Source organism: Geodermatophilus sabuli, from assembly GCF_010686765.1.
GTDB classification, from domain to species: Bacteria; Actinomycetota; Actinomycetes; order Mycobacteriales; family Geodermatophilaceae; genus Geodermatophilus; species Geodermatophilus sabuli_A.
In genome coordinates this window covers 256,056-269,831 of sequence record NZ_JAAGWF010000009.1, presented here as the reverse complement: position 1 = coordinate 269,831, position 13,776 = coordinate 256,056, and the positions used below count along the sequence as shown (strand labels likewise).

Annotated in this window: 16 protein-coding genes; 10 read left to right on the top strand and 6 right to left on the bottom strand. The window is 76.8% G+C overall.

The annotated features are described in order from the left end of the window. Positions 1–75 precede the first annotated feature (75 nt). From resB to GCU56_RS10025, 3 genes are all read left to right on the top strand, one after another. Positions 76–1,725, top strand: a complete 1,650-nt coding sequence (gene resB / locus GCU56_RS10035) for a cytochrome c biogenesis protein ResB (RefSeq protein WP_163481568.1) — start codon at positions 76–78, stop codon at positions 1,723–1,725. Beyond that, the gene (gene ccsB, locus GCU56_RS10030; protein ID WP_163481567.1) at positions 1,715–2,647 is read left to right on the top strand and encodes a c-type cytochrome biogenesis protein CcsB; all 933 of its coding nucleotides are present in this window, start codon (positions 1,715–1,717) and stop codon (positions 2,645–2,647) included. Before resB ends, ccsB begins: the two co-directional genes overlap by 11 nt. Positions 2,648–2,775: 128 nt before the next feature. Further along, entirely contained in the window at positions 2,776–3,060 is a 285-nt protein-coding gene (locus GCU56_RS10025) for a hypothetical protein (RefSeq protein ID WP_163481566.1), read from the top strand. Between the two features lie 42 nt (positions 3,061–3,102). On the opposite strand, the gene GCU56_RS10020 is transcribed toward GCU56_RS10025, so the two are convergent. Then, positions 3,103–3,321 carry a hypothetical protein gene (locus GCU56_RS10020; RefSeq protein WP_163481565.1) on the bottom strand — a complete coding sequence of 73 codons (219 nt, stop codon included), beginning with the start codon at positions 3,319–3,321 and terminating at the stop codon, positions 3,103–3,105. Between the two features lie 101 nt (positions 3,322–3,422). Between GCU56_RS10020 and GCU56_RS25155 the strand changes: the two genes are divergently transcribed. Both GCU56_RS25155 and GCU56_RS10010 read left to right on the top strand, forming a co-directional pair. Then, complete coding sequence (locus tag GCU56_RS25155) at positions 3,423–3,866, top strand: Lrp/AsnC ligand binding domain-containing protein (RefSeq protein ID WP_163481675.1); 444 nt, start codon at positions 3,423–3,425, stop codon at positions 3,864–3,866. Then, positions 3,853–4,167, top strand: coding sequence for a DUF4229 domain-containing protein (locus tag GCU56_RS10010; RefSeq protein WP_163481564.1), 315 nt, complete (start codon positions 3,853–3,855; stop codon positions 4,165–4,167). The genes GCU56_RS25155 and GCU56_RS10010 overlap by 14 nt, the downstream gene beginning before the upstream one ends. 71 nt (positions 4,168–4,238) lie before the next feature. Here the strand turns inward: GCU56_RS10010 and GCU56_RS10005 are convergent, their stop codons facing one another. Continuing rightward, the gene (locus GCU56_RS10005) at positions 4,239–5,111 is read right to left on the bottom strand and encodes a 1,4-dihydroxy-2-naphthoate polyprenyltransferase (RefSeq protein ID WP_163481563.1); all 873 of its coding nucleotides are present in this window, start codon (positions 5,109–5,111) and stop codon (positions 4,239–4,241) included. A 2-nt stretch (positions 5,112–5,113) separates the two neighbouring features. Continuing rightward, positions 5,114–6,247, bottom strand: a complete 1,134-nt coding sequence (gene menE / locus GCU56_RS10000) for an o-succinylbenzoate--CoA ligase (RefSeq protein WP_163481562.1) — start codon at positions 6,245–6,247, stop codon at positions 5,114–5,116. An 89-nt stretch (positions 6,248–6,336) separates the two neighbouring features. Here menE and GCU56_RS09995 point away from each other — a divergent pair, with 89 nt between their 5' ends. The 3 genes from GCU56_RS09995 to GCU56_RS09985 are packed head-to-tail and all read left to right on the top strand — an operon-like array spanning position 6,337 to position 9,349. Then, positions 6,337–7,284: an o-succinylbenzoate synthase gene (locus tag GCU56_RS09995; RefSeq protein ID WP_163481561.1), complete on the top strand. Its 948-nt coding sequence runs from the start codon at positions 6,337–6,339 to the stop codon at positions 7,282–7,284. Beyond that, the gene (menD, locus tag GCU56_RS09990; RefSeq protein WP_163481560.1) at positions 7,281–8,987 is read left to right on the top strand and encodes a 2-succinyl-5-enolpyruvyl-6-hydroxy-3-cyclohexene-1-carboxylic-acid synthase; all 1,707 of its coding nucleotides are present in this window, start codon (positions 7,281–7,283) and stop codon (positions 8,985–8,987) included. Before GCU56_RS09995 ends, menD begins: the two co-directional genes overlap by 4 nt. Further along, on the top strand, positions 8,987–9,349 hold the full coding sequence (locus GCU56_RS09985; protein ID WP_163481559.1) for an iron chaperone: 363 nt from the start codon (positions 8,987–8,989) through the stop codon (positions 9,347–9,349). Before menD ends, GCU56_RS09985 begins: the two co-directional genes overlap by 1 nt. 1 nt (position 9,350) lies before the next feature. Here GCU56_RS09985 and GCU56_RS25150 read toward each other — a convergent pair whose 3' ends face one another. From GCU56_RS25150 to GCU56_RS09975, 3 genes are read right to left on the bottom strand one after another with little or no spacing between them, the layout of a single operon-like run. Next, positions 9,351–9,695: a nucleotidyltransferase domain-containing protein gene (locus GCU56_RS25150; protein WP_204331876.1), complete on the bottom strand. Its 345-nt coding sequence runs from the start codon at positions 9,693–9,695 to the stop codon at positions 9,351–9,353. Beyond that, on the bottom strand, positions 9,692–10,240 hold the full coding sequence (locus GCU56_RS25145; RefSeq protein WP_204331766.1) for a DNA polymerase beta superfamily protein: 549 nt from the start codon (positions 10,238–10,240) through the stop codon (positions 9,692–9,694). The genes GCU56_RS25150 and GCU56_RS25145 overlap by 4 nt, the downstream gene beginning before the upstream one ends. 29 nt (positions 10,241–10,269) lie before the next feature. Further along, complete coding sequence (locus GCU56_RS09975; protein ID WP_163481558.1) at positions 10,270–11,544, bottom strand: isochorismate synthase; 1,275 nt, start codon at positions 11,542–11,544, stop codon at positions 10,270–10,272. 35 nt (positions 11,545–11,579) lie between these two features. Between GCU56_RS09975 and GCU56_RS09970 the strand changes: the two genes are divergently transcribed. Together GCU56_RS09970 and GCU56_RS09965 are read left to right on the top strand one after the other, a co-directional pair. Continuing rightward, a complete protein-coding gene (locus tag GCU56_RS09970) occupies positions 11,580–12,305 on the top strand; it encodes a demethylmenaquinone methyltransferase (protein WP_163481557.1) in 726 nt (241 codons plus the stop codon). 194 nt (positions 12,306–12,499) lie between these two features. Next, positions 12,500–13,759, top strand: a complete 1,260-nt coding sequence (locus GCU56_RS09965) for a geranylgeranyl reductase family protein (RefSeq protein WP_163481556.1) — start codon at positions 12,500–12,502, stop codon at positions 13,757–13,759. The last annotated feature ends 17 nt before the right edge of the window (positions 13,760–13,776 follow it).

The window sequence follows — 13,776 nt, the reverse complement described above, 5'->3', positions numbered from 1 at the left end:
CGAGCGAGGAGCGGAGCGAGCGCGGAGGCGACCCGCGGCGTCGAGCGGGGAGCGGAACGAGCTCGGAGTCCAGCCGTGAGCACGGTCGCCCCGCCGCGGCCGGCCGCCGCGCCGCAGCCGCCGGCCCGGCCCTCCGCCGGCCACCGTGCGCTGGGGCTGTGGCTGCGCTGGTGGCGCCGGCTGACCGCCATGCGCACGGCGATCATCCTGCTGTTCCTCCTCGCGCTGGCGGCGATCCCCGGGTCGCTGCTGCCGCAGCGGGCGCTGTCCCAGAACAACGTCTCGCAGTACTTCGCCGACCACCCGACGCTGGCACCGCTGCTGGACCGGCTCTACCTGTTCGACGTCTTCAGCTCCCCGTGGTTCGCCGCGGTCTACCTGCTGCTGTTCGTCTCCCTCATCGGCTGCGTCGTGCCCCGGGCGGTCGAACACGCACGCGCGCTGACGGCCGCGCCGCCCCCGGCCCCGCGCCGGCTGCTGCGACTGCCCGACTCCGCCGCGCTGCCCACCCCGCTCGCGGAGGCGGCCGCCCTCGACGTGGTCGAGGAGGAGCTCCGGGTGGCCCGCTTCCGCGTCGTCCGCCGCTCCGGGGACGCCGGTCCCGAGCTCTCTGCGGAGAAGGGCGCGTGGAAGGAGACCGGCAACCTGCTCTTCCACCTCTCGCTGGTGGCCCTCCTGCTCGGCCTGGCCGGCGGCAAGCTGTGGGGCTACGAGGGCAGCATCCTGGTCACCGAGGAACAGGGCTTCTGCAACTCGTTCCAGCAGTACGACACCTACTCGGCCGGTCCGCTGGTCGAGGGCGGCGACCTGACCCCGCTGTGCGTCGACCTCGAGGACTTCCGCGCCGAGTACGAGGAGGACCTCACCGCGGCCTCCTTCACCGCCGACATCTCCTACGGCGCTCCCGGGGAGGAGGGCCGGCCCACGACGATCGGCGTCAACGACCCCCTGCGCGTCGACGGCGACCGGGTCTACGTGACCGGCCACGGCTACAGCCCCCGGTTCAGCATCACGCTCCCCGACGGGACGGCGTTCACCGACGTCTCCGCGCCCTTCCTGCCCGCCGACCAGGCGACGATGGCCAGCGAGGGCGCCCTCAAGCTGCCCGACCTCGGCGCCGGCACCGACGACCAGCTGGCCATCGAGGGCTTCTTCGCGCCCACCGGCGTGCTGCAGGGCGGCATCCTCACCTCGATCGACCCGCGGCCGCTGGCCCCGCAGGTGGCGATCCTGGCCTACCAGGGCTACCTCGGGCTGGACTCGGGCCTGCCGCAGTCGGTGTACTCGCTGGACGCCGACCAGATCGAGCGCGGCCGGCTGACCGAGGTCGGCCGGGCCAACCTGTCGGTCGGGGAGACGCTGGAACTCCCCGACGGCACGGCGATCACGTTCGACGGCTACCGGCAGTTCGCCGCCCTGCAGTTCTCCCACGACCCGGGCCAGCTGTGGGTGCTCGGCGCGGCCATCAGCCTGCTGCTCGGCCTGCTCGCCCTGCTGCTGCTGCGCCGGCAGCGGGTCTTCGCCCGCGCCGAACCCGCCCCCGACGGCGGCGGTACCGTGCTCACCGTCGGCTCGCTGACCCGGGGCGGCGGCGAGAGCGCCACCCGGTTCGCCGAGCTGACCGACCGGCTGCGGACGGCGCTGGCCGACCGCGCCCCCGCACCACCCGCTCCGCCGTCCGGCGGGGCCGCACCGGAACCGGAGGCCCTCCCGAGTGACCGTTGACCAGTCGCTGGCCGACCTGTCCGACACGCTCTTCTCGATCTCCGTCGCGCTCTACTCGGTGGCCGTCGTCGCGTTCTGCGCGCAGCTGGCCTTCGGGCGCCGTCCGGCGCAGCAGCTCGTGGGCGCCGGGGCTCCCGGTGTCGCCGATCCGGTCCCCGCGGCTGACCGCAGCTCCCGCTGGGGTCAGGTCGGTGTCGCCCTCACCGCCCTCGGTGCAGTGGTGCACACCGGCGTGCTGGTCACCCGCGGGATGGCGGCCGACCGGCTGCCGTGGGGCAACATGTACGAGTTCGCCACGGCGGTCGTCCTCGTCGGGGTCGTCTCGTTCGTGGTGCTCTCCGTGCGCATGCCGCCGGTGCGGGACATGGGCGCGTTCGTGCTGGCGCCGGTCGTGCTCTCCCTCGTCGCCATCGGGCTGTTCCTCTACGCCGAGGCCGGCCCGCTGGTCGCCGCGCTCCGGTCGAGCTGGCTGGCCGTGCACGTCAGCAGCGCGATCCTCGGCTTCGGCGTCTTCTTCGTCAGCGGCATCGCGAGCGTGCTGTACCTCGTCCGGCTGCGTGTCGACGCCCGCGGCGGGGACGCGTCCCCGGTGCTCGCCCGGCTGCCCGGCGCGGTGACGCTGGACCGGGTCGCCCACCGCACCGCCGTCTTCGGTTTCCCGATCTGGACCTTCGCGGTGATCGCCGGGGCGATCTGGGCGGAGAGCGCCTGGGGCCGCTTCTGGGGCTGGGACCCCAAGGAGACGTGGGCCTTCATCGCGTGGGTGGTCTACGCGGGCTACCTGCACGCCCGGACGACGGCCGGGTGGCGGGGGCGGCCCGCGGCCTGGGTGAACGTCGTGGGCCTCGCCGTGATGATCTTCAACCTGCTCTTCGTCAACATGGTGTCGACCGGACTGCACAGCTACGCCGGGGTCAGCTGACCCATCCGTCGCACGGGAACCTCTCGCCACACCGGGTGACATCTCCCCCCGCCGGGGGCGCAGGATGGTGACGGGTCCCGCAGGCCCGTGTTTCCATGCGTCCATGACGCATGTGCGGGGATCCCGCCGTGGGTAGGCACTCGGCCCTCGACGGCGCCGAGGTGCACCCGGTGGTCGCCGAGGCGCTGGCGCGGCGGTCCCTGGACACGTCGCCGGGTCGGCACGGGCAGCTGCGGGCCGACGGGAGCGAGAGCGGCCTGGGCTGGCCGGGCCCGGTCCGCACCGGTGAGCGCGTGGGCTGGCCCGGGGGGATGCCCGATCCGGGCGAGCGCGGCGCGCTGGACGGCGCGGACCACGGGGAGCCCGCACCGCAGCCGCGGCGGGGGTGGCGGCGCTTCTTCCGCGCCGCCTGAAGGAGGGCCCCCTCCAGGGTCGCCCTCCGGGGAGGAGCTGCGCTACGCCGGCGAGCCGTCGTCGCGCTTGGCGCGGCGCTCGAGCTCGCGCAGGAACTCGGGGTCGTCGTCCGGTGCCATCGGGCGGACCGGGCGCTGCGGCCGGGGACGCGGCCGCCTCGGGGTGCGGGCCGCACCTCCCGGGCCGCCCGCGGCCGAGGCCGCACGCATCACCAGGACGACCACCGCGATCGCCACCACCAACACCACCAGGAACGCCATGGCGGTCCACCCCCTGCTCGTTCGAGCCCGCGTGCACCCCACAGTACGTCCGCAGCGATACTCGACCGCGGCAGTGCACGCGACAGCGGGAGGAGAGCGCCATCGACGCCGTCGACCGGCAGCTGATCGACCTGCTGCGCGCCAACGGCCGGGCCAGCTACGCCGAGCTCGCCCGCCAGGTGGGACTCTCCTCGCCCGCGGTCCACGAGCGGGTCGGCAAGCTCGAGGCCGCCGGTGTCATCACCGGTTACCGGGCGGTCATCGACCCGCCGTCGGTCGGTCTGGACGTCACGGCGCTGATCAGCGTCATCGAGAGCGACGCGGTGGACGACACCGGCCTCGAGCAGGCGCTGGCTGCCATGCCGGAGGTCGAGGACTGCTGGCGGGTGGCCGGCAGCGAGGGCTACGTGCTCAAGGTGCGCGTGACCGACATCCCGGCACTGGAGGCGGCCATCAGCACGTTGAACCGGATCAGGGGCGTGGCACGCACCCGGACGACCGTCGTCCTGTCGACCAAGTGGGAGGGCCGCCATGGCCGAGGCTGAACCGACGGTGCCGGGCGCGCCGACAGGGGGTCCCGCGGCCCCACCGAAGATCGCGCCCTGGCTGGTCGTCTACACCGTCGGCCGGATCGCCATCGCCGCCGCCCTGGTGCTGCTGCTGTGGTGGCTCGGGCTCGAGGGCTTCCCGGGCCTGCTGTTCGGGTTGCTGCTGTCGATGCCGGTGTCCTACCTGCTGCTGCGTCCCTCGCGGGAGCGGCTGACCGAGGGCCTCGCCGCGCGGAGCATCGCGCGCAAGCACGCCAAGCAGGACCTCGACGCCCGGCTCACCGGCGACGACACCTGACGGCCGATCGCGCCGAGAACCACCCCACCGGGTCCGCGATGAGGTGGTTCTGGGCGCAATGGGCCGCGCCGTCAGCCGCTGAGGGCGAGGCCGATCCCGAGCAGGACGCCGGCGGCGAGGGTGAGCAGCCCGGTGCCCTGCAGCGCGCCGATCAGCGCCGGGCCGCGCCCACCGGAGAGCACGGTGCGCACCGGCGGCACCGCCAGCGGGACGGCGACCAGGCCGAGCAGCACCTCCGGCCGGACCACCCCGATGGCGACCACCGCGGCGAACGCCACGACGACCAGCGCCGCGAAGGTCACCCGGGTGCCGCGCTCGCCCATCAGGACCGCCAGCGTGCGCTTGCCGGCGGTGGCGTCGCCCGCGATGTCGCGCAGGTTGTTGACCACCAGGATCGCCACGATCAGCAGCCCGATCGGCACCGCAGCGGCCACCGCGAGCCCGTCGACCGAGCCGGTCTGCACGAACGTCGTCCCGACGACGGCGACCAGGCCGAAGAAGACGAAGACGAAGACCTCGCCCAGCGCCCGGTAGCCGTAGGGGAGGGGGCCACCGGTGTAGGTCCACGCGGCCGCGATGCAGGCCGCGCCCACCGCCACCAGCCACCAGCTCGACATCGCCGCCAGGACCAGCCCGGCCAGCGCGGCGACACCGAAGGCCAGCAGCGCCGCGACCAGCACCTGCCGCGCGGTCGCGGCGCCCGAGCCGACCAGCCGCATCGGCCCCACCCGGTCGGCGTCGGTCCCGCGCTTGCCGTCGGAGTGGTCGTTGGCGTAGTTGACCGCCACCTGCAGGGCGAGGGCGACGACCAGCGCCAGCAGCGCCGGGACCAGCCGGAAGCCGCCGAGCGCCGCGGCCGCCCCGGTGCCGACGAGCACCGGGGCCAGCGCCGCCGGCAGCGTGCGGGGGCGGGCGCCGGCCAGCCACTGGGCGGGGGTGGCCACGGTCAGTGCGCCTCCTGGGACAGTGCCGCCGAGACGCGGCGACGGTCGGGCTTGCCGGTGTGCAGGGTCGGGACGGCGGGGATGCGGTGCAGCTCCCGCGGCGCCGCCGGCGCGCCGAGGCGCTCGGCGACCCACGGGCGCAGCACCGCCAGGTCCGGGTCGGCGCCGGACGCCGGCACGATCGCGGCCACCACCCGCTGGCCCCACTCGTCGTCGGGGCGGCCGAAGACCACCGCGTCGGCGACGTCCGGGTGCTCGCGCAGCGCCCCCTCCACGGCCTGCGGGGCGACGTTCACCCCACCGGTGACCACGACGTCGTCCAGCCGGCCGTGCACGGTGAGCCGGCCGGCAGGGTCGAGGGTGCCGGCGTCCCGGGTGCGGAACCAGCCGCCCTCGAACGCCGTCGCGGTCCCGTCCGGGTCCAGGCGGTAGCCCAGGGCCAGCACCGGGCCGGCCAGCTCGATCCCGCCGCCGCCGGTGCGCACCCGGACGCCGTCCAGGGGCTCCCCGTCGTAGACGCAGCCCCCCGCGGTCTCGGTCATCCCGTAGGTGGTCACCACGGCGACCCCGGCCGCCCGGGCCCGCGCGAGCAGCGCGGGATCGGTGGCCGCGCCGCCGACCAGCACCCCGTCGAACGCCCGCAGGGCAGTGGGCTCGGCGTCGAGGAAGCGGCGCAGCTGGGTCGGCACCAGCGCGGTGTACCGGCGGCCGCCCGGCATCCGGGCCAGGGCACCGGCCAGCGGCTCGCCCCGCGCGAGCACGGTGGGCGCCGTCCCGGCGAGCAGCGACCGGCACAGCACCTGCAGCCCGGCGACCGCCGACACCGGCAGCGTCAGGAGCCAGGACCCCGGGCCGCCGAGGCGGGCGAGGGTCGCCTCGCCCGAGGCACGCAGCGCGCCGGCCGGCAGCAGCACGCCGCGGCCGCTCCCGGTCGAGCCCGAGGTGACCACGACGAGGTCGGCGCCGTCCTCCAGTGGCTGCTCGGGGCGCAGCACCGCGCGGGCGGCGGCCTCCGCGGCCGGCGGCCCGGCGGGGAGCACCGCGAGCGGCGCCCGCCCGTCGAGGGCGGCGTGCACGGCGGGCAGCAGGTCGAGCGGGTCCTGCGGCGCGCGCACGAGGGTCAGGTGCCGGGCCACGAGTGTCCAGGCTACTGCGGCCCTCTGCCGGGACCCGCCGCGAGCTCGCGAGCGGTGGGGGCAGCGGGTCCTTCTCCTAGGCTGGCCCTGTGATCGCCGCGGCCGGGGAGCAGCTCCAGCCGCAGGTCTGGTCGGTCCCGCTGCGCACCCGCTTCCGCGGCCTCGACGTCCGCGACGGCGTCCTGGTGCGCGGGCCGGCCGGCTGGGGCGAGTTCTCGCCCTTCTGGGACTACGACGTCGCGGAGAGCCGGCGCTGGTGGGCCGCGGCGGTCGAGGCCGCCTGCGAGGGGTGGCCGACGCCGGTGCGGCGGACGGTGCCGGTCAACGTGACCGTGCCCGCCGTCGACGCGGACCGGGCGCACGCGATCGTCACCGCCTCCGGTTGCCGCACCGCGAAGGTGAAGGTCGCCGAGCCGGGGCAGTCCCGTGCCGACGACCTCGCCCGGGTCGAGGCCGTGCGGGACGCGCTCGGGCCCTCCGGTGCGATCCGGGTGGACGCCAACGCCGCCTGGGACGTCGACACCGCCGTCGGCCGCATCCGCGAGCTGGGCCGGGTGGGGCTGGAGTACGTCGAGCAGCCCTGCGCCACCCTCGACGAGCTCGCCGCGCTGCGCCGGCGGATCGACGTCCCGGTCGCCGTCGACGAGGGAGTGCGCCGCTCGGAAGACCCCCTGCGGGTGGACCTGCGCGAGGCCGGGGACGTCGTCGTCCTCAAGGTGCAGCCCCTCGGCGGGGTGCGCGCGGCGCTGCGGGTGGCCGAGGCGCACGGCCTGCCCTGCGTCGTCTCCTCCGCGCTGGAGTCGTCGGTCGGCATCGCCGCCGGGGTGGCGCTGGCCGCGGCGCTGCCGGAGCTGCCGTTCGCCTGCGGGCTGGCCACCGTCGCCCTGTTCACCGGGGACGTCACGAGTGAGCCGCTGCTCCCGGTGGACGGCGCGCTGCCGGTGCGGGCCGTCGAGCCCGACCGGCTGGCCGACCTCGCCGCCCCGTCCGACGTCGAGGTGCGCTGGCGGGCCCGGGTGACGGCGGTGCGCGGGTGAACCCGTCCACGGCGTTCGCCCGCGTGCTGGTGGACGAACTGGTCCGCGGCGGCGTCACCGACGCGGTGCTCGCCCCCGGGTCGCGGTCGGCGCCGGTCGCGCTGGCGCTGTTCGAGGCCGAGCGGGCCGGCCGGCTGACCCTGCACGTGCGGATCGACGAGCGGACGGCGTCCTTCCTCGCGCTCGGCCTGGCCAAGGCGTCGGGCCGGCCGGTGCCGGTGCTCACCACCTCCGGCACGGCGACCGCGCACCTGCACGCCGCCGTCCTCGAGGCCGACGCGGCCGGCGTGCCGCTGCTCGCGCTGACCGCCGACCGCCCGCCGGAGCTCCGGGACACCGGCGCCAACCAGACGATCGTGCAGCCCGGCCTCTACGGCGCCGCGGTCCGGGCGGCCGTCGACGTCGGCGTGCCCGAGGCCGGTCGCGAGGCCGCGCAGAACAGGTACTGGCGCTCGCTGGTGGCCAAGGCGCTGGTCGTCGCCCGCGGTGCGCTGTCCGGCGACCCCGGGCCCGTGCACCTCAACCTGCCCGTCCGCGAGCCGCTGCTGCCCGACGACGCGGCGCCGGCCGCGCTCCCCGAGCCGTGGGCCGGCCGACCCGGCGGTGCGCCGTGGACCGCGGCCTCCTCGCCGGTCGAGCCCGCACCCACCTGGCTGCCGCATCGGCCGCGCACGCTCGTCGTGCTGGGCGACGCGCCGGCCGGCCAGGGCGCGGCGGCGGGGGAGCTGGCCGAGGCGTACGGCTGGCCGGTGGTCGCCGAGCCCAGCAGCGGTGCCTGGCCCTCCGGCGCCGTCCGCGGCGGTGCCCTGCTGCTGGGCGCGCGGGACTGGCTGGCCGCCCACCGACCCGACCGGGTCGTCGTCGTCGGGCGCCCCACCCTCTCCCGGCCGGTCGGGGCGCTGCTCGCCGACCCGGCCGTCGAGGTGGTCACCGCGGCGGTGTCGCCGCGGTGGCCGGACGCCGGCCGGTCGACCTCCGCCCTCACCCGGGGACTCCCCGCCGGCGAGCCCGGGGCGGTCGACCGGGAGTGGCTGCCCGCCTGGCGGGCGGCGGCCGACCGGGTGGGTCGCGCGGTGGACGGCCTGCTGGACGCCGGACCGGTGCTGACCGCCGCCCGCCTGGCCCGCGACCTGGTCGCCGGCCTGCCCGACGGCGCGCTGCTGGTGCTGGGCTCGTCGACGCCGGTCCGCGACGTCGACCGGCTGGCCGTGCCCCGCGCCGGGCTCACCGTGCTGGCCAATCGCGGCGTCGCGGGCATCGACGGCACGATCTCGACCGCGATCGGGGCGGCGCTGGTGCACCAGCGCGCCGGCGGTGGCCCGGCGGTGGCGCTGATGGGCGACCTGACGTTCCTGCACGACCTGCAGGGCCTGCTCGGCGGGGAGGGCGAGCAGTTGCCGGACCTCACCGTGGTGGTCCCCGACAACGACGGCGGCGGCATCTTCGCCCAGCTGGAGCCGGGCCAGCCGCGGTTCGAGGCGGGCTACCGCCGGGTGTTCGGCACCCCCCACGGGCGCGACCTGGTCGCGGTGGCCGACGCGCTCGGCTGGCGGGCCACCGACGTGGCGTCCCCGGCCGACCTCGCGGCGGCGGTCGCGGCCGGGGGCCCCCAGGTGCTCGTCGTGCGCACCGACCAGCGGGCCGAGGCGGAGCTCGCCATCGCGCTCCGGACCGCCGCCTCCGACGCCCTGGAGAGCCCGTGATGGCAGCCGAGCCGAGCACCGTGGACGAGTACGTCGCCGCCCTCCCCGACGAGCGGGTGCGGGAGCGCATGCAGGCCCTCAGGGCGGCCATCGCCGAGGCGGTGCCCGGCGTGGGCGAGACGATCCGCTACGCGATGCCGACGTTCACCCTCGACGGCCGGTCGCTGGTGCACGTCGCGGCCTGGACGAAGCACATCGCGCTGTACCCGCTGCCGCAGCAGGTGGACGACCCCGAGCTGGCGCAGGCCGTGGCCCCCTACCGCGGCGCCAAGGACGCCATGCACCTCCGGCACCGCGATCCCCTGCCGCTGGACCTCGTCGTCCGCGTCGTCACGCTGCTGGCCGCCCGTACCGGCGACTGACTCAGGCCAGCGACGCCCAGTACGCCTCGTGGGAACGGTGCAGCCAGCCGTCGACCCAGCCGCGGTCGGGCTCCGGCGGGACCGCAGCGCTCTCCCGGAGGTCCGCCAGCCGCCGCTCGACGGCGGTGACCTCGGCCAGCACCTCGGCCAGCGGGACGTCGCCGCGGCGCACCGCGCGCAGCCGGGTGCGGTCCGGCTCGGGCACCGGCAGGGTGATCCGGCCGGTGGTGAGCAGCTCGACGCCCTGCACGCCCAGCCGGAGCGCGTGCATCGCGTACTTGACGTCGTGGCCGTGCGCGGCGACCAGCTCCGGGCGGTTGGTCCGCGCCCCGGCCTCCCCGGTCATCGCCGCCCTCTGGGTGCGCAGGTAACCGAGGAACCGGTCGGCGGCCAGCCGGGAGACGAACCGGTGCCGTTCGCGGTCAGCTCGACGCCGGCCTCGTCGCGGTGCTGGACCTCGTCGTCGGGCACGAACAGCAGCAGCAGGACCGTCGGGTTGCCGGCCAGGGCCAGCCGGGCCCACTTGCGGGCCGAGTAGACGACGACGTCGAGGTCGCCTGCCCCCGAGCGGCTGGCGAGGCCTCCGGGCCGGTCCCACGCGGTGTGCCGGTGGTACTGCTCGAACCGCACGGTGGTGGTCGCGCCGACCCCCGCGGGCACCCGCGCCAGGCCGGTGACGAACTCCGGTGGCTCCAGGCACAGGCCCATCTCGTCACGGTCGTCCTGCCCGGCCACCGCCGTCCCGTGGACGCCGGACCCGACCTGGGCGCGCAGCACCGTCCCGCGCTCGGCGATCGCCCGGGCCTCCTCGGAGGCGTGCGGATGCCGATAGCCGGGCGGCAGCGAGCGGTCGCCACGGATGACGCGCGGCCGGTCGGGGAGGTCACTCACCCCGGCACTGTGTCACCGGGACCCGGCGCTCAGCCCTCCAGCGCGGCCTGGAAGGCGGCGAACTTCGCCTGGGTCTCGGCCAGCTCCGCGGCCGGCTCCGACCCGGCGACGATCCCGCAGCCGGCGAACAGCCGGGCGGTGGCCGGGTCGTCGTCGCTGAGCTGGGCGCAGCGCAGTGCCAGGCCGAACTCGCCGTCGCCCCGGGCGTCGAGCCAGCCGACGGGTCCGGCGTAGCGGCCGCGGTCCATGCCCTCGAGCTCGCCGATGAGGGCCGCGGCGGCGTCGGTGGGGGTGCCGCACACCGCGGCGGTCGGGTGCACGGCGCCGACCAGCTCGAGCAGCCCGGCCCGGCCGCGGGCTCCCGTCCCGCGCTGGACGCCGGTGACGTCGCTGGCCAGGTGCCGCACGTTGGCCAGCGTCAGCAGCTCGGGTTCCGCGGGCGCGGTGAGGGTGGTGCAGTAGGGCTCGAGCGCGGCGACCAGCGAGTCGACGGCGAGCGCGTGCTCGGCGCGGTCCTTGGCCGACCCGAGCAGGGCGGCGGCCAGGCGGTCGTCCTCCGCGCCCGCACCGCGCGGCGCCGTCCCGGCCAGCACCCGGGAGGAGAGCTCGCGGCCGGTCCGCCGCAGCAACAGTTCCGGCGTCGCGCCGAGCAGCCCGTCGACGGCGAAGGTCCAGCAGCCGGGGAACCGGGCGGCCAGGCGGCCGAGCAGGTCCCGCGGGTCCAGGGGGGCGTCCGCGGTCACCAGGAGGTCGCGGGCCAGGACCACCTTGGCGAGGTCGCCGGCCGTGATCCGCTGCACCGCCGCGTCGACCGTCGCGCACCAGGACGCCGGGTCCAGCGCGCCGTCGGCGTACCGCAGCCGCCCGAGCGGGGCCGGCACGAGGGCGGGGGAGGCGGCGAGCACGTCGGCGGGGTCCGCGCCGCCGGTGGTGGTCACCCACGCCACACCGTCCCGCCGTCCGACGACCACCTCGGGGACGACGAACACCGACGTCCCCGCGGCGGGGTCGAAGGCGATGCTGGCGAACAGCACCGGCCCGGAGCCGGGCACGTCCAGGGTGTCGTCGACGTCGAGGCCGGCGCTGTGGTCGGCCCACCAGGCCGCCGCCTCGGCCAGCGCCCGCGGGCCGGACACCTCCAGCCTGGCCGCCTCGCCCCAGCCGACCAGCCCCTCGCCGCGGCGGACCCAGGAGAGCGCGCCGGCCGCGGGGAGCAGGTCCAGCAGCGCCGGGACGCCGTCCAGGACGGTGGTGGTGACGGCGCGCGTGCGGGCCCCGGGCGAGGTCACGGCGGCCGCGGTCACGGACCCAGGGTAGGCAGGCCGGTAGCGTCGGCGCCGTGGGAGACCGGCGAGAGAGCGCACACACCGCCGGGGTGCGGGCGGGCCTGGACAAGCAGCCGGCCGAGGTCGCGGCCATGTTCGACCGCGTCGCCCGCCGCTACGACCTCACCAACACCGTGCTCTCCGCGGGCCTGGACGCCTCCTGGCGCCGGGCCACGCGCGAGGCGCTGGCTGCCCGGCCGGGGCAGACCGTGCTGGACGTCGCCGCCGGGACGGCGGTCTCCACCGTCGAGCTGGCCGGCGACGGCGTGCGGGCGATCGCCTGCGACTTCTCGCAGGGCATGCTCCGCGCGGGGGCGGCGCGGCCGGTGCCCAAGGTGGCCGGCGACGCCATGGCACTGCCGCTGGCCGACGCGAGCGTGGACGCCGTCGTCATCTCCTTCGGGCTGCGCAACGTCGCCGACCCCGACGCCGCCCTGCGGGAGTTCTCGCGGGTCACCCGGCCGGGCGGCACGCTGGTGGTCTGCGAGTTCTCGAGCCCGACCTGGGCGCCGTTCCGCACCGTCTACACGGAGTACCTGATGCGGGCGCTGCCGCGGATCGCCCGCGCGGTGAGCAGCAACCCCGACGCCTACGTGTACCTCGCCGAGTCCATCCGGGCCTGGCCCGACCAGCCGGCGATGGCCGCGCGGCTGCAGGCGGCCGGCTGGGCCGACGTCGGCTGGCGCGACCTGACCGGCGGCATCGTCGCCCTGCACCGCGGCCGCAAGCCCACCGTCTGACCGGGGCGGCCCGTCCAGCGAGGCTCGCCGCGAGCATGCGAGCGGTGAGGAGGACGGGTCTCTTCCGGAACCGTGACGTGCGGTCTCCGGTGGCCACTTGTCACCAGGCTCACATCCCGGCCTAGAGTAGGGACCGACCGACTTTGTGAAGCAATTCACAAGCGAGTGGGGAACTCCGGGGAGGGGGCGTCGCCGTGACCGAGGGCGACCGGCAGGCCGACGTCCTCGTCGTCGGTGCCGGCCCGGCGGGCTCGTCGGCCGCCTGGCACCTAGCTCGCGCCGGCCTCGACGTCGTCGTCCTCGAGAAGGCCCGGTTCCCCCGGGACAAGGTCTGCGGGGACGGGCTGACCCCGCGCGGGGTGAAGGCGCTCGCCGACATGGGCGTCGACACGGTCGGCTGGGTCCGGCACCGGGGGCTGCGGGTCACCGGCGGCGGCCAGGTGGTGGAGGTGGACTGGCCCCGGCTGGCCTCCTGGCCGTCGTACAGCCTGGTGCGCAACCGGCGCGACCTCGACGCCCAGCTGGCCGCGCACGCGGCGGCGGCCGGTGCCCGCGTGGTCGAGGACGTCACGGTGACCGAGCCGCTCCTCGACGAGGCCGGCCGCGTCGCCGGCGTGCACGCCGCCGCGGGCCCCGAGCGGGAGCCGGTCACCTGGCGAGCCCGGCTGGTCGTCTCGGCCGAGGGCCTGTCCGGGCGGCTGGGCAAGGCGCTCGGGCTCGTCCGCCGGGAGGACCGGCCGCTCGGTGTCGCCGTCCGCCGCTACGTGGCCAGCCCGCGGGCCGACGACGACCTCCTCGACATCTCCTTCGACCTGTCGCCCGCCGGCCCGAGCGAGGACTCGATGCCCGGCTACGGCTGGGCCTTCGGCATGGGGAACGGCACCAGCAACGTCGGGTTCGGCCTGCTGGACACCCGGCGCGGCACGGGCGCCGAGCCCCGCGCGGTGCTGCGCGACTGGCTGGCCACCCTCCCTCCGGAGTGGCAGCTGGGCGAGGAGCACGCGGTCAGCCCGCTGCGCGGCGCCGGGCTGCCCATGGCGCTGCACCGGCAGCCCGCCTACACCCGCGGGCTGCTCCTGGCCGGCGACGCCGCCGGCACCGTGAACCCGTTCAACGGCGAGGGCATCAGCTACGCCCTGGAGACCGGTGCGATGGCCGCCGAGGCCGCGACCGACGCGCTGGCCCGGCCCGAGGGCCCGTCCGGGGAGGCGGCGTTGCGCCGCTACCCCGCCCGGCTGCGCGAGGCCTACGGCCGCCACCACCGGCTCGGCACCGCGTTCCTCGCCCTCCTCGACCGGCCGGACCTCGTCCGCTTCGCGACGGCGCACGGGCTCAAGCGGCCGGCGATGGTGGCGGCCGCGCTGCGGCTGATGGGCAACCTCTCCGACGGTCGGGACGGCGACCGTTTCGACCGCGCCGTCGCCGTCCTCACCCGACTGGTCCCGGCGGTCTGAGCCGTGCGAGTCCTTCC